The organism is Xenorhabdus poinarii G6 (genome assembly GCF_000968175.1).
Taxonomy (GTDB): domain Bacteria; phylum Pseudomonadota; class Gammaproteobacteria; order Enterobacterales; family Enterobacteriaceae; genus Xenorhabdus; species Xenorhabdus poinarii.
The window spans coordinates 2,766,511-2,783,617 of record NZ_FO704551.1 but is presented as its reverse complement, the minus strand read 5'-3'; the positions used below and the strand labels follow the sequence as shown (position 1 = coordinate 2,783,617).

Sequence of the window (17,107 nt, the reverse complement as noted above, 5' to 3'; positions counted from 1 at the left end):
TAATTGAATGAATTTAAAGGAAAGACACAATGGCAGCTAAAGACGTAAAATTTGGTAATGATGCTCGCAACAAAATGCTACGTGGTGTGAATGTACTAGCTGATGCGGTTAAAGTGACCCTGGGGCCTAAAGGTCGTAACGTTGTTTTGGATAAATCTTTCGGTGCGCCTGTTATCACTAAAGACGGTGTGTCTGTAGCTCGTGAAATCGAATTGGAAGACAAATTCGAGAACATGGGTGCTCAGATGGTTAAAGAAGTTGCTTCTAAAGCCAATGACGCAGCGGGTGATGGTACTACGACAGCAACCGTACTGGCTCAGTCTATCGTCACCGAAGGTCTGAAAGCTGTTGCTGCTGGCATGAACCCAATGGATCTGAAGCGAGGTATCGATAAAGCAGTGATTTCAGCCGTTGAAGAACTGAAAAAACTGTCCGTACCTTGTTCTGATTCCACCGCTATTGCACAGGTTGGTACTATCTCTGCAAACGCCGACGAAACAGTAGGTAAACTGATCGCAGAAGCGATGGACAAAGTTGGCAAAGAAGGTGTCATCACCGTTGAAGAAGGTACTGGTCTGGAAGACGAACTGGATGTTGTTGAAGGTATGCAGTTCGACCGTGGTTACCTGTCTCCTTATTTCATCAACAAACCAGAATCAGGTTCTGTTGAACTGGAAAACCCCTACATCCTGTTGGTTGACAAGAAAATTTCTAACATCCGTGAACTGTTGCCAGTTCTGGAAGGTGTCGCTAAGGCAAGCAAGCCTTTGATCATCGTCGCTGAAGATGTTGAAGGTGAAGCGCTGGCAACTCTGGTTGTCAACAATATGCGTGGTATCGTGAAAGTGGCTGCGGTGAAAGCACCTGGTTTCGGCGATCGTCGTAAAGCCATGCTGCAAGATATCGCGACGCTGACCAACGGTACTGTTATTTCTGAAGAGATCGGTCTGGAGCTGGAAAAAGCAACTCTGGAAGATCTGGGTCAGGCAAAACGCGTTGTTATCAACAAAGACACCACAACCATTATTGATGGCGTTGGTGAAGAAAGCGCAATTGCTGCACGTGTGACTCAAATCCGTCAGCAAATTGAAGAATCAACTTCTGACTATGACCGCGAAAAACTGCAAGAGCGTGTGGCTAAACTGGCAGGCGGTGTTGCTGTCATTAAAGTGGGTGCAGCAACTGAAGTTGAAATGAAAGAAAAACGCGCTCGCGTTGACGATGCACTGCATGCAACTCGTGCGGCTGTAGAAGAAGGCGTTGTTGCGGGTGGTGGTGTTGCTTTGGTTCGTGTCGCTAGCGCTATCGCTAACCTGACCGGTGACAATGAAGATCAGAACGTAGGTATCCGTGTTGCACTGCGTGCCATGGAAGCGCCAATGCGTCAGATCGTAGACAACGCGGGTGAAGAGCCATCTGTTGTTGTTAACAATGTGAAAGCAGGTAAAGACAACTACGGTTATAACGCTGCAACTGAACAGTACGGCGATATGATCGAAATGGGTATCCTGGATCCAACTAAAGTGACTCGTTCTGCATTGCAGTTCGCAGCTTCTATCGCGGGTCTGATGATCACGACTGAAGCCATGGTGACTGAGCTACCTAAAGATGACAAAGCAGACTTAGGTGCTGCTGGTGGCATGGGCGGCATGGGTGGTATGGGCGGCATGATGTAATGCTGTTCATCCTGCTGATGGGATTACCCATCCACTAGGATAAGACATTGAAGGCGAGCAGAAAAAATTGCTCGCCTTTTTATTTTTTTGTCTTCATCGGATACAAAAGGGTATAGTTATCATCATCGTGGGAATGCCGATACTCAATGAGGAAATGTTATGCGAATCAAAATGTTGCTTGGCGCGTCAGTCTTGTTGTTGGCAGGTTGTTCGACAACTCATCAGTTAACTTCTGCTGGTGCTAAGGTGCGCTTTGTCGATACTCAACCAGGCAGCGAATGCCAGCGGTTAGGGGAAGTCGCTGGTATACAAAGCAACTGGCTTAATGGCGTCAGTCATGAAAGTAGCTCGATGCGTAGCGCCGCCAATGACTTACGTAATAAGGCCGCTGAAATAGGTGGCAATGTTATTTATGGTGTAAATAGCCCATCAGAAGGGTTACTGACAAGTTTTGTTCCTTTAGATAGCAAAATGGTTGGTCAGGTCTATCAGTGTCCATAAGCATGAAGGACGTTGATAGTACGCTTTCTCTGTTTGGGATCGGTGAGAAAGAGAGTTGGGCAATGCTCAGAACGAATGTTTCGTAACATTCAACGTTGCATATAAATATTCAACTTCTGTGCGCTGCCCATTCAGATCATTTCAGCGGTGATGGAGAGCGAGCCAGTTATCGACCCATGTAAAAAATATCACGCATTCTGGATTAGCCCTAAATCCAAAGGCGTTTTACTTGGCTCCCCCCCAATTTCTCTGGTCAGTTTCGGTACCAGATAACCGGATATTTTCGTTAATAATGCCCGCATGATAGATTTTGCTTCTTCATCTTCTACTAGAAAGTGAGCCGCACCTTGCACTTTGTCCAGAACATGAATGTAGTAAGGTAATATCCCTGCGTTGAACAAAGCATTGCTCAAATCAGCCAGCGTATCTGCATTATCATTGATATCACGTAGCATCACACTTTGGTTCAAAAGTGTCACACCAACTTGTTTTAGCCGCATCATACTTTCGCGTAATGCATCATCAATTTCATTGGCATGATTGATGTGGGTCACCATGATGACTTGCAATTTGGTTTGTGCCAAACGATGACACAGTGAAAGCGTGATACGATCGGGGATCACGACGGGCAAGCGTGTATGAATTCGTAGTCGCTTAATGTGTGGGATGGATTCAATTCGACTGATTAACCAATCCAGTTCATGATCCTTAGCCATAAGGGGATCACCACCAGAGAAGATGATTTCGTCAAGTTCAGGGTGCTGTTCAATATAATTCAGGGCAAGCTGCCAGTTGTTTTTGTTCCCTTTATTATCTTCATAAGGGAAATGGCGCCGAAAACAATAACGGCAATTGACCGCGCAACCGCCTTTGACCAATAGCAGCGCCCGATTGCGATACTTATGTAACAGGCCGGGAACAACATTACGTTGTTCATCCAGCGGATCGGTGGAAAAACTAGGGGAGGTGGCGAATTCTTCCCGAGAGGTGAGTACTTGTAATAGGAGCGGATCACGGGGATCGCCCTTTTTCATCCGAGCAACAAATGTTCTTGGGACCCGCAGAGGAAACAAGCGCTTTGCTTCATTGCCTTCTTTCAGCATGGTATGCGTGTTTAAGGACAATAATTGTAATAACTCACTGGGATCAGTAATAACATCCGCAAGTTGTTTTAGCCAGACTTCTCTGACGGGGTTAATATGGGTTATAATATGTGCCATTTTTTTGGCTAAGCCATTTTGTTAAAAATTAGAGGATCTCCATGGCTACTTATAGTACCAATGAATTCCGTTCAGGTCTTAAAATCATGTTAGATGGCGAGCCGTGCGCTATTCTTGACAGTGAATTTGTTAAACCAGGTAAAGGACAAGCATTTGCCCGCGTTCGTATTCGTAAACTGATTACGGGTAAACTGTTAGAAAAAACATTTAAATCAACCGATTCTGTTGAAAGTGCAGATGTCATGGATGTCAACCTGACTTATTTGTACAACGACGGTGAATTCTGGCATTTCATGAACAACGAAACTTTCGAGCAGTTGGCTGCGGATACGAAAGCGGTTGGTGATAATGCCAAATGGCTGATCGATCAGGCAGAATGTGTTCTGACTCTGTGGGATGGCCGTCCTATCGCTGTCACACCACCAAACTTTGTTGAACTGGAAGTTGTTGATACCGATCCCGGTCTGAAAGGTGATACCGCGGGTACTGGTGGTAAACCTGCAACATTAAGCACGGGTGCTGTGGTAAAAGTACCTCTGTTTGTACAAATCGGCGAAGTCATCAAAGTTGATACCCGTTCTAACGAATACGTATCTCGCGTGAAATAATCGCTGTTGTTATTCTAGAAAACCGCAGCCGCTTCGTCTAGAGGTCGCGGTTTTTTTTGTTATCGCCCATCACTCGTTACATTTCATTGCGGCTGGCAAATCGGCTAGTTATAATACAATTTCATTTCTCATCGTTATCCTGGACGACCTGGATAAACGTCATTTCATTGGGGACGACCCCACTCATTATCATATCAAGGGAAAGACATGTCTTGGTTGATCCTTCTTATTGCGGGTTTGTTGGAAGTCGTTTGGGCCATTGGGCTGAAATATACTCAGGGGTTTTCGCGTTTAGGGCCAAGTGTTATGGCACTTGGCGCGATGGCTGTCAGTATGGGATTACTCGCCTATGCGATGAAAACGCTGCCAGCCGGCACTGCGTATGCCGTGTGGACAGGTATTGGTGCTGTAGGAACAGCCATTTTTGGCATTATGGTGTTAGGCGAATCGGTGAACGTTGCCCGGATATTGAGCCTTGGTCTGATAGTTATTGGCATTATGGGCTTAAAACTGGCGAGTTGATTTTTTGTCAGTAAACCCAGCGGGGCTGGGTTCTGTCTTTGACTATTTTCTTTCATAACGCGAAGGCCATATTTCTTCTGGCGTGCGTTCCAGCGCTGTTGCAATCAGACGCTCACCTTTTGGCCAGTGTCGTTGCAGTGCATTGGCAAGAGTGGATGACGCCAGCCCTGCTTCTCGAGAGACTTCTGATAATGTGGTGCCGCGTTTTTTTAATTCAGCGATGATGTCAGCAGGATGCCAATCTTTTTTTTCCATCCTTAATATCTCCAATTATCTATTGTTTTTTCAATTAAAAAGCCATTAACTATTAAGTAGACTATAAGTCACACATCATAGCATAACTCAGATTGAAACGTGACTCATAGTCCGTGGTCGGATAAGTAACACGAATCGATACTTATCGGATGAAAACATCGAACAATATCAGATCCCGTTTTGGGCAAAGAATTAGGTATCTCAGGAGAGAAGCTGGGATGTCACAAGAAGCTTTTGCTGACAAATGCGGGCTGGATCGAACTTATGTCAGTGGCATTGAACGCGGTGTCAGAAATCCTACCTTAGAAATTATTTACATAATAGCGAATGGCCTACAGATTGAACTGAGTGAATTGTTCAATTTTGAGGTAATCCATCACCCTCATTAAAACGTTACCCAAAGAATACGTTGGATACCCGGTTTTAACGGTAAATCATTCCAGCAATTAATTCCCTATATCTACCCTCTTGCAAGGGCTTTTTGAGTGACCGCCAGCAACGTTGAAATGCCTATTCTGTTTTTAGAGTATGGTATTCTTTTTTGTCATATGATGAGCAATGATAGCCGAAGTCGGGTGAGAAGATGTGCTTTGATTAGAGGCAAACGGGAAAAGAAACGATGTTATTGATCCCTGAACTGGCGGTTGGGGCAATGGTAGGCTTAATTATCAGCACGACAGGTGTGGGTGGTGGCGTCGTCGTTTTGCCAATCCTGACCTATCTGTTTGGATTGGATGCGCTGGCATCTGTAGCCACTGCGAATCTCCTTTCAATGTTGATGAAAATATCATCTTCTTATATGCACTTTCGTATGGGCAACATTCCCTTACGTCAATCGTTGATTATTCTGCTTATCATGATACCTGGTACGATGTTGGCCAGTTATGGGGTAACAATGTTGAATCATGTCAGTCATCATCAGGTGCAACTTGAATGGGGAATTAATTTGTTAGTTTTATTGGCTATCTTATTTTCCCTTTATCTTTTTTATCACCGAATACGTCAGCCACAGTCACAGATAAGCCAGACACAACAATCCAGGCTGATTAAACCGCTCTTATTGCCAGGGACAGGGGCAGGGTTAGTACTGGGGGCAACGGGGGTCGGTGGGGGCATCGTCGTGCTGCCGTTAATGTTGCGTTATGCACAGATGAGTATTAAGCAAGCCGTTGGTGCTTCCCTTTTTGTCACCATGATGTTATCCGGCTCATCGGCTTTCGCTTATGCATATGGCGGGCATACGAATTGGAAACTAGCGTTGGTGCTGTTTGTGGGATCTTTGCTGACAATTCCTTTTGCCCGGTATGTGATGAAGCGTTTGTCTGACAAGGTATTACAATACGTCACATTATTTTTGATCTTGTGCAGCGCCGTGTTGATGGGATTCCGATTAGTTTGATAGCGTCTTCTTTGACCATTAAGACGAAAACGTGTGTCTAATAGTCAAAGAAGATATTGAACGACATTAACCAGGATCAGTGGTTTCACCGATTGTTTTCAGGGCATCAATCACTAACTGCCAGAATCTGGCGCAATCTAATTTGACTGCAACTTGGGTATGACAATCTTCAGGGGGCGGAAAACGGAAATCCGCCACGGTCATCCCGGTTGTTAATGTGCCTGTTAGCTCGATATTCACGGGAACTTTTTGCGTCGTCATTACATGAGGATCGATCACATAGGCTACAGCACAAGGATCATGGACCGGGGGATAGCCAAATCCCTGATGTTCACGATACCTGTCCCCAAAAAATTTCAGTGCATCTAACACGAACTGAGATGTACGTGTGTTAATCTGGGTGATTGCATCAATAATGTCCGGTGTTGCCTGAGCCTGATGGGTAAGATCTAAACCGACCATCGTCAGCGGCCATTTTTCATTAAAAACAATGTGGGCGGCTTCGGGATCGATCACGATATTGAATTCGGCAACGGCGCTTTTGTTTCCTTTATGATAACCCCCTCCCATCAATACGACTTCCTTTACACGTTCAACGATTTGCGGCGCTTTACGCACGGCCATCGCGATATTGGTCAAACCTGCAGTCGGAACCAGTGTCACACTGTTGGGGGGATTTTCCATAATCACATCAATAATTAAATCAACCGCATGACGCGCATCCAGTTTCATTGTTGGTTCAGGCAGAATCGGGCCATCTAAGCCGCTTTCCCCGTGAATGTCCGGGGCGATCTTGATCTCTCTGACCAGTGGACGGTGACACCCTGCGGCAAAGGGAACGTTGTGAATATTGGCGATATGTGCGATGCAAAGGGCATTACGGGTGACTTTATTCAGGGTTTGGTTACCAACAACTGTCGTGACAGCCAATAGTTCAATATCAGGGTTTCCGTGGGCAAGCAGAAGCGCAATGGCATCATCATGTCCGGGATCGCAATCCAGGATAATTTTCTTGGGTAGCATATTTGTTCCTTCTAGTCACTATACCTATTATTTTTCAAGTTGTTGTTTTGTCAGTGGCAACTCGACACCTATTAGATAGGTATGAAATTATTTATTTTCATAATGATTTACTATCGGAAAAACATCCTATAAATTATCACAAATTGGAAATATAAAAATTACATTTTGTTAATAAGATCACGTCAGGTACGGTTGGATCGTGGCTCGATCTTTGGTTGCTGCAACGCTCAGTTTCTTTCCTGACTTGCTGAAACATGGGTTTAGCCATGCATTGTCATACATGCATTGTCATAATAGTATCGTCATAGATTCACATAAATGTCATATGACATATCTATTATCCGAGCAAATGAGCACGATGATTTTTTATTCTATTTATCTGATTGCAAGGAAAACAATATGTCGCGTAATGATGAAAAAAATCGGTTGGCTACGGTGGTTGCGATATTGATATCAGGCGCAACGCTGCCTGTCTGGGCGGTCAGTGATGCCAATCATGTGCTGGATCAACACCGGGCAGCACAAGGCAATATTACCGAGTTTGGTGGTGCGCGCCGTGTGACTCAGGATCAAACTGCCGTACTTAAGGCAGCCTTGAATAGCAACAAGGCTAAGAATGTGATCTTATTTATCGGTGATGGTATGGGCGATTCTGAAATTACCATTGCCCGTAATTATGCAGAAGGTGCAGGTGGATTTTTTAAAGGGATCGATGCGTTACCATTCACAGGGCAATATACACACTATTCGTTGAATAGGAAGACGCAGAAACCCAACTATGTGACAGATTCAGCCGCTTCTGCTACAGCCTGGGCGACGGGCGTAAAAACCTATAATGGCGCGTTGGGCATTGATGTTTTTGGCAAACCGCATCAATCCATTTTGGAACTGGCCAAAAAGAACGGTAAGGCAACGGGAAATGTCACCACGGCTGAAATTCAGGATGCCACCCCCGCGGCTTTATATGCGCATGTCACGATGCGTAAATGTTATGGTCCAGAAGAAACTTCGCAGAAATGTGTCACTGATGCGTTAGAAAATGGCGGCAAGGGATCTATTACCGAACAGTTGCTGGCAGCACGGGCAGATGTCACGTTGGGAGGAGGGGCGAAAACTTTTTCCCAACAATCGGTTTTCGGCCTTAATAAAGGGAAAACGTTGCGGCAACAGGCATTGGAACAGGGATATCAATGGGTAACTGATGCGAAATCGCTGGCAGCGGTCAAAGAGGCTAATCAACAACGACCATTGTTAGGGTTGTTCCATGAGGGAAATATGGATGTTGCCTGGGAAGGGGCAAAAGCCGTTTATCACGGTAATATTGATGAAAAACCGCTGAAATGCGCCGTGAATTCTCAATTAGATCCTAATGCCCCCACTTTGGCGCAAATGACAGAAAAAGCCATTGATTTACTGAAAAAGAACCAAAATGGTTTTTTCCTGCAAGTTGAAAGTGCTTCGATTGATAAACAGGATCATAATGCCAACCCTTGCGCACAGATTGGTGAAACCGTTGCTTTAGACCAGGCCGTACAGGTTGGCCTGCAATTTGCCAAAGAGCAGGGTGATACGCTTGTGATTGTGACGGCGGATCACGCTCATGCCAGCCAGATCATTGGTACCAATGTTGAATCCCCCGGCTTGACACGTTCACTGATAACAAAAGATGGCGCAGTGATGACAGTGAATTATGGCAATTCGGAAGGGGATAATCAGGAGCATACCGGAACACAGCTGCGTGTTGCCGCTTATGGCCCTCATGCCGCTAACGTTGTGGGTTTGACCGATCAGACGGATCTGTTCTTTACCCTACGCGGGGCTATGGGATTGTAAGGTCATTTGGGGAATAAGGTGAAACGTGGGGAAGAAAATGAAACAGTGGTGCGAAGGGGGGGACTTGAACCCCCACGTCCGTAAGGACACTAACACCTGAAGCTAGCGCGTCTACCAATTCCGCCACCCTCGCAGGTACTGCCATTTATCTCATTTGTTTACTGAATAGTTTTCTGATTTGGTGCGAAGGGGGGGACTTGAACCCCCACGTCCGTAAGAACACTAACACCTGAAGCTAGCGCGTCTACCAATTCCGCCACCCTCGCATATTTCAGAACTATCACTCAAACAGATAGCATGGGGGCGCATTCTAGAGATTTTATGGCTGACGTCAATCATTATTTAGTGAGAAAACGTGCGATTGGTTTAAAAATCAGCATATGCTGAACACCGAGCAGGCAGAAATGAAAGACTGAAAAACAGATTGCCTGCCCATGACACTGGAGCAGGCAAAACAGCCATGGCGTTGGTGACCTGAATGATTATTTCTTTGTCGCGCGGTATACTTTGAACTTGCCTGTCTGCGCAATGACTTCATGGCCGCCAAAGGCTTTATCCAGCAGATCCGGGTAGGGCAAGAAAGCGTTGGCGACAATTCGCAATTGACCACCCGATTTAAGATAACTTGGTGCCATCCGAATCATATCCTCGGCGGCAACTAAGGTCGTTTTCAAACCATCATGGAAGGGTGGATTAGAAATGATCCAGTCAAACTTCTCTTCAATCGCAGAATAGACATTACTGGCAACCACATTGCCTTTCAGCTTATTGGCTTTCAATGTTGCCTTACTGGATGTGATGGCGGCAGCACTGACATCGCTGAGTGTCAGGGACAAATCAGGGTTCTTTTTACCCAATACGGTTGCCAGAACGCCAGCACCACAAGCAATATCCAGCAGTTTTCCAGAGATAGGCGCATCAAAGGTAGAAAGCAGCAGACGGCTGCCGACATCCAAATCATCTTGGCTAAATACGCCGGGTAGCGTATTGATGGTGGCATCGCCTACCTGATAACTGTTCCACCAATTATTTTGATCAAACTGAACCTGATCTTTCAACTGCCCATAGAACAAGCTGCAACGGCGTGCGGTATCAATTTTGCGGAAGGTCATCACATCTTCCATTAATTTATCCACACTGCGCACACCACTGCGGTTTTCACCGACAATAAAGATATTCGTATTGACGGGCAGGATGGAAAACAGATTCCGCAGTTGGAAACGCGCCTCTTGTTTGCTTTTTGGCCAGTAATAAATCAGCGTATCACAGTCTTGAATAAATGCGCTGTCTGCAACCAGGCCATACCAGGCATGATCACCCAGTTTGCGGATCAGCGATTGCCAATGGTGATATTGGTTAGTATGTACACGCACACTGGCCGCTTCAATTTCCGTTGCCAGGTCGTCTTGAAGATCACCGGCAAAGAGCAGATGATGAGCACGTAAATGCTCATGGTGGCGCAGGATCACTTCGCTGGCCGGGGTTAATACTGACATCTATGTATAGCTCCTTATAAATCTTTATCCAAACATAAGTATCAGTGAGCAGAACCGGGATGCCATGTTGATTGGCGCCGCGCTAAGCCCTCTGATAATATATTACCTGTTATTTTTTTATGGCAGATGGAATAAAACACGATGACAAAGCGTGACAGATTACTTTCCCAACTGGGGATCACCCAATGGGTTTTGCGTAGCCCAATGGCTTTGCAAGGTGAATTATCTGTCCTCATCCCTGATTCAACCCGTCTATTGATCATTAGCCACGATCACATCGACTTAAGTCATTCATTGTTTACTGACATTTTTACCGCCATGGGGATTGATGCCTCATCGGTATATTGCATCACGACAAAAGATGTTGAGTTACTTTTGGAATCAATCCACTGCCCATTTTGGCTGTTGGGCGTTGATATTACCTTATCAATACAAGGGATTTCTTTGAGAAGCCCAACATTAAATGACTTATCTCTTGATGGGAATGCAAAACGTGCTCTTTGGCAACAAATTTACCATTATGAAGAATATTTCTCTATTAATCCCCGTTGACCTTCCCAGCGCATTTCAGATAGAACAGGCCAGCCATGCGTTTCCGTGGAGTGAAAAAACGTTTTATTCCAATCAGGGAGAACGTTATATCAACTATAAAATAACGCAGAATGACCAGATTATCGGTTTTGCGATAACCCAATATGTGATGGATGAAGCCACCCTATTTAATATTGCTATTCATCCTGAACATCAATTACGAGGATATGGTAGAGCATTATTAACCCATCTCATCAATATATTGCCTGACAAGCAGATAAACACCTTGTGGCTTGAGGTGCGGCGTTCTAATCACGCCGCGATTCGTTTATATGAAGATTTAGGCTTCAATGAAGTCTCTGTCCGCAAGAATTACTACCCGACGGCGACGGGAAAGGAAGATGCCATTATTATGGCGTTGCCGTTATTGAGTGAATTCTGAACAGTATCACTGTTAAGCCGTCATTGAAACACTTTCTGCTGAGTAGAAAACGTTCAGTAGCGGTTTCGGCACATGCGCAATCATTGATTGTTTATAAATCCAAGTTCAGCGAAAATAACGGCCAATCACGATTAACAATATGACGGATTGGCATGGGAAGCACCAACAGGGGGGACTTCCCAAATGGTGTCAATCCGTGTACAGACTAGAAGATCCCAATTAATGTCAAATTCTCCCTTTCTGCAAGAAGTTGCGAAACGACGCACATTTGCCATCATTTCCCACCCCGATGCAGGTAAAACGACTATTACCGAAAAAGTATTACTGTTCGGACAGGCGATCCAGAAAGCGGGTACGGTAAAAGGGCGAGGCTCTAACCAACACGCCAAATCAGACTGGATGGAGATGGAAAAACAGCGTGGTATTTCCATTACCACTTCCGTCATGCAGTTTCCTTATGGCGATTGTCTGGTTAACTTACTGGATACCCCCGGACACGAAGACTTCTCTGAAGATACCTACCGTACGCTAACCGCGGTTGACTGTTGTTTGATGGTGATTGATGCCGCAAAAGGGGTTGAGGATCGTACCCGTAAGCTGATGGAAGTGACCCGCCTGCGCGATACACCGATCCTGACCTTCATGAACAAGCTTGACCGTGATATCCGTGATCCCATGGCGTTGATGGATGAAGTGGAAAATGAACTGAACATTGCCTGTAGTCCGATAACATGGCCGATCGGTTGTGGTAAGTCCTTCAAAGGGGTTTATCATCTCTATCTTGATGAAATTTATCTGTATCAGTCTGGTCAAGGGCATACGATCCAGGAAGTGCGGGCGATTAAAGGATTGGATAATCCAGAGCTAGATGCCGCTGTGGGCGAAGAGCTGGCAAATCAACTCCGTGAAGAGCTGGAGCTTGTCAAAGGTGCATCCCATGAATTCGAGCAAGACGCATTTTTACAGGGAGAGTTGACGCCTGTCTTTTTTGGTACGGCATTGGGTAACTTCGGTGTTGACCACATGCTGGATGGCCTTGTTCAATGGGCGCCAACGCCAATGCCGCGTCAGGCCGATGGGCGTGAAGTGACCGCCAACGAAGAAAAATTCACTGGTTTTGTTTTCAAAATCCAGGCCAATATGGATCCGAAGCACCGTGACCGTGTAGCCTTTTTACGGATTGTTTCTGGTCAATATGAGAAAGGCATGAAACTGCGTCAAGTCCGCATTAAGAAAGACGTCGTGATTTCTGATGCACTGACGTTTATGGCAGGCGACCGTTCGCATGTTGAACATGCCTATCCGGGGGATATTATCGGTCTGCACAATCATGGCACAATTCAGATTGGTGATACATTTACCCAGGGTGAAGAGCTGAAATTTACCGGTATCCCTAACTTTGCACCTGAATTATTCCGCCGTATCCGTCTGCGTGACCCGTTGAAGCAGAAGCAATTGCTGAAAGGTCTGGTTCAGTTATCAGAAGAAGGTGCGGTACAGGTCTTCCGTCCTCTGTCCAATAACGATCTGATCGTGGGGGCGGTAGGTGTCCTTCAGTTTGATGTTGTTGTTGCTCGCTTGAAGAGTGAATACAACGTTGAAGCACTGTATGAGCCTGTTAACGTAACGACGGCTCGCTGGGTTGAGTGTAGTGATGTGAAGAAACTGGAAGAGTTCAAGCGCAAGAATGAACAAAACCTGGCTCTCGATGGCGGTGAGAATCTCACTTACATTGCCCCCACAATGGTCAACTTGAATTTGACCCGTGAGCGCTACCCTGATGTTGTTTTCCGTAAGACCCGGGAACACTAATACGCTTTTCAGCCTCCGTTTTCTGAGCCAATAATATTCATTATTGGCTCGGATCACGGATAAATCCCGTCGTTTTTTCCTTTTCTATTTCTACGGTTTGAAATCTTATCGGATAAATCCGCATTCTATTTTTTCATGATGTAACGTAAATTTTATAAAAAAGTTATTTGAAACCATATACTGATAGATATTCATCGTGTGGATTGGCCTTAATGACAGCCATTGACTTTTAGAGGGGGAAACGTGGGAAAACATGTTCCAGTAACGTTGGGTAATATCGCACCGTTGGCTTATCACTCACACATAAAACCAGGAAAAATTGCACTGGTTTGTGAAGGAGGGGGGCAACGGGGAATTTTTACCGCGGGTGTTTTAGATGAATTTCTCCGTCTTAATTTTAATCCGTTTGAACTGTTTCTTGGGACATCGGCGGGAGCCCAAAACATTTCCGCCTACCTTTGCGGTCAGCGCGGTTATGCACGTAAAGTGATTAACCGTTATACCACCGATCCCGCCTTCTTTAATCCATTACGTTTTGTACGCGGCGGGCATCTCATCGATCTGGATTGGTATATTGAGACAATTTCTGCGCAATTGCCACTCAATATCCCTGTTGCAATGCGTCAGTTTGAGTCCGGGCGTGAATTCTATATGTGCGCTTGCCGTGCGGATAATTTTGAGCCGGTTTACCTGCATCCTGACGCTCAGAATTGGATGGATATTATCAAAGCGTCAAGTGCGATTCCGGGGTTTTACCGTAATGGGGTTACTCTGGATGATGTGGTTTACCAGGATGGCGGTATTGGCGATGCGATTCCTGTGCAGGAAGCCTATCGGCGCGGCGCGGATACGATTGTCGTGATTCGGACAGTTCCTTCACAACTTTATTATACCCCTCAGTGGATTAAGCGTATGAAGCGCTGGTTAGAGACCAGTAGCTTACAAAAAATGGTCAAGATGATCAGCCGTCATGCAGAAAGTTACCGCCGGACACATAAATTTATAAAAAACCCACCGAATGATGTCCAAATCTTTGAAATCTACCCGCCTGCTCCCTTAGCGACGATGGCTCTGGGAAGCAGTTTCAGCGCACTACATCAGGATTACCATTTGGGACGGCGTTGTGGACGGTATTTTCTGGCGACAATTGGCCATACTTTTGTAGAAAGAAAATTTGGGTATGAAGAATGTAAGAATTATGGAGTAAGCCGCATGAAGTTACATCCTGAGGAGGTCAAGCATCACTGTTTCCGAAGAAACCGTTTTCTGAACACCTGCGACACTTATCCGATAGTGGGATCGTCTGTATCTGATAGCATGGAACACGGACACACGACAGAAACCATGATGATGGACAACTCAGACAATAAGTAGATGTTTATTGATACACATTGCCATTTTGACTTTCCCCCTTTTGCGGGTGATGAAATAGCGAGCCTGGAACAAGCCAGACAAATGGGGGTGGAGAAAATAATCGTTCCCACGGTGAGCCACATGCACTTCCAGAGCGTTTCTGCGTTGGCTGAAACGTATTCTTCAATCTATGCGGCATTTGGTTTACACCCGCTCTATGTTGCTGAACACCAAGAAATGCATTTAGTGGCGTTGGATCAGAAACTACAGAAAAAAGAAGCTAAATGTGTCGCCGTGGGCGAAATTGGGCTTGATCTTTTCATGCCCGATCCGCAGTTTGAAAAGCAGAAAAGCCTGTTAGGTGCACAGCTAATGCTGGCGAAACAACATGAGTTACCCGTGATCCTCCACGCCAGAAAAAGTCATGATCAGTTGGCCGCGATGTTGAGAAAGCATAAGTTACCACGAACCGGGGTTATTCATGGTTTTTCAGGCAGTTTATCTCAGGCTCAAGCCTTTATTCGGCTGGGATTTTACATTGGCGTCGGAGGAACAATCACTTACGACAGGGCGCAAAAAACACGTCACACCATTTCACAATTACCTTTGTCATCGTTGGTCTTGGAAACGGATGCGCCTGACATGCCATTATCGGGGTTTCAGGGACAGCCTAACCGGCCAGAAAGGGTGGCACAGGTTTTTTCTGTATTGTGTCAACTGCGTCAAGAGCGGCCAGATGATATTGCCCGTCAAATTTATCAAAATAGTGTGACGTTATTCGCCATTGCCTGAGTGATGTTTGAGTACTTATTGGGACTGGCTCAAATTGATGGAGGACATTGTAAACATTAATAATGTTTAATTTATAAACCTTGCCTATTTATCCTCTTTTTCCCCTTTTTTTCCGTTAAATTATCTAATCCCACTGAAACTAAATGGATTTATGTGATTTAGATCTCATTTTTTGTGTTTATATTACTTTTTGCTGCAATAATTTGTGATGTTAGTTGCTTGTTCTTTTTTGGTACTAGGTATAATCGGCGCACACACAATGTCAGTAGGAATTTATAAAGTAACTGGCATATTTCTTTATTATTTATTCAGTGAACAGGGATTCTTCCAATGCAACTCCTTATGAGCCTGATCGGGATGGCAGTACTGATTTTTATCGCAGTGCTTTTCTCCAGTAACTATCGAGCCATTAAAATCCGTACTGTCCTGGGCGCCTTTCTGATTCAGGTCGCTATTGGGGCATTTGTACTTTACGTACCCGCCGGTAAAGACATTCTGATAGGAATGTCAAAAGGTGTTTCCAACGTGATTGGATATGGTCAAAAAGGGACTGATTTCATTTTTGGCGGACTGGTTTCCGACAAAATGTTTGAGTTGTTCGGTGGCAGCGGCTTTGTCTTTGCGCTGCGTGTTCTGCCTGTCATTGTCTTCTTCTCATCACTTATTGCCGTGTTGTATTACGTGGGCATTATGCAGCTCATGATCAAAATACTGGGTGGTGGATTACAGAAAGTATTGGGCACATCACGGACGGAATCGTTGTCTGCAACGGCGAATATTTTCGTAGGACATACTGAAGCCCCGCTGGTTGTGCGTCCTTATATTGCAACCATGACGCAGTCTGAATTGTTTGCGGTGATGTGTGGTGGCCTGGCGTCCGTCGCCGGTTCAGTCCTGGCAGGTTATGCATCAATGGGTGTTCCATTGGAATACTTGATCGCGGCTTCGTTTATGGCTGCGCCAGGTGGTTTGTTGTTTGCGAAGCTGATGGTGCCGGAAACAGAAAAAACGCACGATACTGCTGATGCGATGTCATTGGTTTCAGAGAACGAGCGTCCTGCCAATATTATCGATGCGGCGGCATCGGGTGCGTCATCGGGGATGCATCTGGCTTTGAACGTCGGTGCAATGCTGTTGGCCTTCACCGCGTTGATCGCTTTATTGAACGGCCTCTTAGGTGGCGTCGGCGGCTGGTTCGATTATCCTCAATTATCGATGGAACTGATTTTAGGCTGGGTTTTTGCCCCTATTGCTTACTTGATCGGGGTTCCCTGGCATGAAGCGACCATTGCCGGTTCTTTCATCGGGCAGAAAATCGTTGTCAATGAATTCGTGGCATTCATGAACTTTGGTGAATACCTGAAAGCGGATAATGTGGTTCAGGCTGCGGGCTTGCAAGTCCTTTCTGAACACACGAAAGCGATCATTTCTTTTGCCTTGTGTGGTTTCGCGAACTTGTCTTCTGTTGCGATCCTGTTGGGCGGCTTAGGCGGAATGGCGCCAAATCGCCGTGGTGATATCGCCCGTTTCGGCCTGAAAGCGGTATTAGCCGGTTCACTTTCTAACTTGATGAGTGCAACCATTGCAGGCTTCTTCCTCTCGTTGTAACACGCAGGGAATACCTATCCAATTGAATGCAGGTGA

Annotated in this window: 17 protein-coding genes and 2 tRNA genes; 13 read left to right on the top strand and 6 right to left on the bottom strand. The window is 45.5% G+C overall.

What is annotated here, in order from left to right; genetic code table 11:
• Positions 1–29 precede the first annotated feature (29 nt).
• Together groL and XPG1_RS12905 are read left to right on the top strand one after the other, a co-directional pair.
• Positions 30–1,676: a chaperonin GroEL gene (gene groL, locus XPG1_RS12910; RefSeq protein WP_045959420.1), complete on the top strand. Its 1,647-nt coding sequence runs from the start codon at positions 30–32 to the stop codon at positions 1,674–1,676.
• Between the two features lie 159 nt (positions 1,677–1,835).
• The gene (locus XPG1_RS12905) at positions 1,836–2,177 is read left to right on the top strand and encodes a DUF4156 domain-containing protein (protein WP_045959419.1); all 342 of its coding nucleotides are present in this window, start codon (positions 1,836–1,838) and stop codon (positions 2,175–2,177) included.
• 188 nt (positions 2,178–2,365) lie between these two features.
• On the opposite strand, the gene epmB is transcribed toward XPG1_RS12905, so the two are convergent.
• Positions 2,366–3,397, bottom strand: a complete 1,032-nt coding sequence (gene epmB / locus XPG1_RS12900; protein WP_045959418.1) for an EF-P beta-lysylation protein EpmB — start codon at positions 3,395–3,397, stop codon at positions 2,366–2,368.
• 41 nt (positions 3,398–3,438) lie between these two features.
• Here epmB and efp point away from each other — a divergent pair, with 41 nt between their 5' ends.
• Together efp and sugE are read left to right on the top strand one after the other, a co-directional pair.
• On the top strand, positions 3,439–4,005 hold the full coding sequence (efp, locus tag XPG1_RS12895; RefSeq protein WP_045959417.1) for an elongation factor P: 567 nt from the start codon (positions 3,439–3,441) through the stop codon (positions 4,003–4,005).
• A 207-nt stretch (positions 4,006–4,212) separates the two neighbouring features.
• On the top strand, positions 4,213–4,527 hold the full coding sequence (gene sugE, locus XPG1_RS12890; protein ID WP_045959416.1) for a quaternary ammonium compound efflux SMR transporter SugE: 315 nt from the start codon (positions 4,213–4,215) through the stop codon (positions 4,525–4,527).
• Between the two features lie 42 nt (positions 4,528–4,569).
• Here sugE and XPG1_RS12885 read toward each other — a convergent pair whose 3' ends face one another.
• Positions 4,570–4,782 carry a helix-turn-helix domain-containing protein gene (locus tag XPG1_RS12885; RefSeq protein ID WP_045959415.1) on the bottom strand — a complete coding sequence of 71 codons (213 nt, stop codon included), beginning with the start codon at positions 4,780–4,782 and terminating at the stop codon, positions 4,570–4,572.
• 149 nt (positions 4,783–4,931) lie between these two features.
• Here XPG1_RS12885 and XPG1_RS12880 point away from each other — a divergent pair, with 149 nt between their 5' ends.
• Entirely contained in the window at positions 4,932–5,171 is a 240-nt protein-coding gene (locus XPG1_RS12880; RefSeq protein ID WP_071825385.1) for a helix-turn-helix domain-containing protein, read from the top strand.
• Between the two features lie 230 nt (positions 5,172–5,401).
• Positions 5,402–6,181: a sulfite exporter TauE/SafE family protein gene (locus XPG1_RS12875; RefSeq protein WP_045959413.1), complete on the top strand. Its 780-nt coding sequence runs from the start codon at positions 5,402–5,404 to the stop codon at positions 6,179–6,181.
• A 66-nt stretch (positions 6,182–6,247) separates the two neighbouring features.
• Here XPG1_RS12875 and uriH read toward each other — a convergent pair whose 3' ends face one another.
• A complete protein-coding gene (gene uriH, locus XPG1_RS12870; protein WP_045959412.1) occupies positions 6,248–7,204 on the bottom strand; it encodes a uridine-preferring nucleoside hydrolase UriH in 957 nt (318 codons plus the stop codon).
• A gap of 399 nt (positions 7,205–7,603) precedes the next feature.
• Here uriH and phoA point away from each other — a divergent pair, with 399 nt between their 5' ends.
• Positions 7,604–9,037: an alkaline phosphatase gene (gene phoA, locus XPG1_RS12865; RefSeq protein ID WP_045959411.1), complete on the top strand. Its 1,434-nt coding sequence runs from the start codon at positions 7,604–7,606 to the stop codon at positions 9,035–9,037.
• A 46-nt stretch (positions 9,038–9,083) separates the two neighbouring features.
• Here phoA and XPG1_RS12860 read toward each other — a convergent pair.
• The 3 genes from XPG1_RS12860 to rsmC all read right to left on the bottom strand — a co-directional run bounded on the left by XPG1_RS12860 (position 9,084) and on the right by rsmC (position 10,533).
• Positions 9,084–9,170, bottom strand: a tRNA-Leu gene (locus XPG1_RS12860).
• 46 nt (positions 9,171–9,216) lie between these two features.
• Positions 9,217–9,303 (bottom strand) — tRNA-Leu (locus XPG1_RS12855).
• A gap of 216 nt (positions 9,304–9,519) precedes the next feature.
• Complete coding sequence (gene rsmC, locus XPG1_RS12850) at positions 9,520–10,533, bottom strand: 16S rRNA (guanine(1207)-N(2))-methyltransferase RsmC (RefSeq protein ID WP_045959410.1); 1,014 nt, start codon at positions 10,531–10,533, stop codon at positions 9,520–9,522.
• A gap of 141 nt (positions 10,534–10,674) precedes the next feature.
• Between rsmC and XPG1_RS12845 the strand changes: the two genes are divergently transcribed.
• From XPG1_RS12845 to XPG1_RS12820, 6 genes are all read left to right on the top strand, one after another.
• On the top strand, positions 10,675–11,085 hold the full coding sequence (locus XPG1_RS12845) for a DNA polymerase III subunit psi (RefSeq protein WP_045959409.1): 411 nt from the start codon (positions 10,675–10,677) through the stop codon (positions 11,083–11,085).
• Positions 11,054–11,506, top strand: a complete 453-nt coding sequence (rimI, locus tag XPG1_RS12840; protein WP_045959408.1) for a ribosomal protein S18-alanine N-acetyltransferase — start codon at positions 11,054–11,056, stop codon at positions 11,504–11,506. Before XPG1_RS12845 ends, rimI begins: the two co-directional genes overlap by 32 nt.
• A gap of 222 nt (positions 11,507–11,728) precedes the next feature.
• Positions 11,729–13,318 carry a peptide chain release factor 3 gene (gene prfC, locus XPG1_RS12835; RefSeq protein WP_045959407.1) on the top strand — a complete coding sequence of 530 codons (1,590 nt, stop codon included), beginning with the start codon at positions 11,729–11,731 and terminating at the stop codon, positions 13,316–13,318.
• A gap of 243 nt (positions 13,319–13,561) precedes the next feature.
• Positions 13,562–14,692, top strand: a complete 1,131-nt coding sequence (locus tag XPG1_RS12830) for a patatin-like phospholipase family protein (RefSeq protein WP_045959406.1) — start codon at positions 13,562–13,564, stop codon at positions 14,690–14,692.
• Complete coding sequence (locus tag XPG1_RS12825; protein ID WP_045959405.1) at positions 14,693–15,463, top strand: TatD family hydrolase; 771 nt, start codon at positions 14,693–14,695, stop codon at positions 15,461–15,463. It abuts the gene before it with no gap.
• Between the two features lie 342 nt (positions 15,464–15,805).
• Positions 15,806–17,071 carry a NupC/NupG family nucleoside CNT transporter gene (locus XPG1_RS12820; RefSeq protein ID WP_173425903.1) on the top strand — a complete coding sequence of 422 codons (1,266 nt, stop codon included), beginning with the start codon at positions 15,806–15,808 and terminating at the stop codon, positions 17,069–17,071.
• Positions 17,072–17,107: the final 36 nt, after the last annotated feature.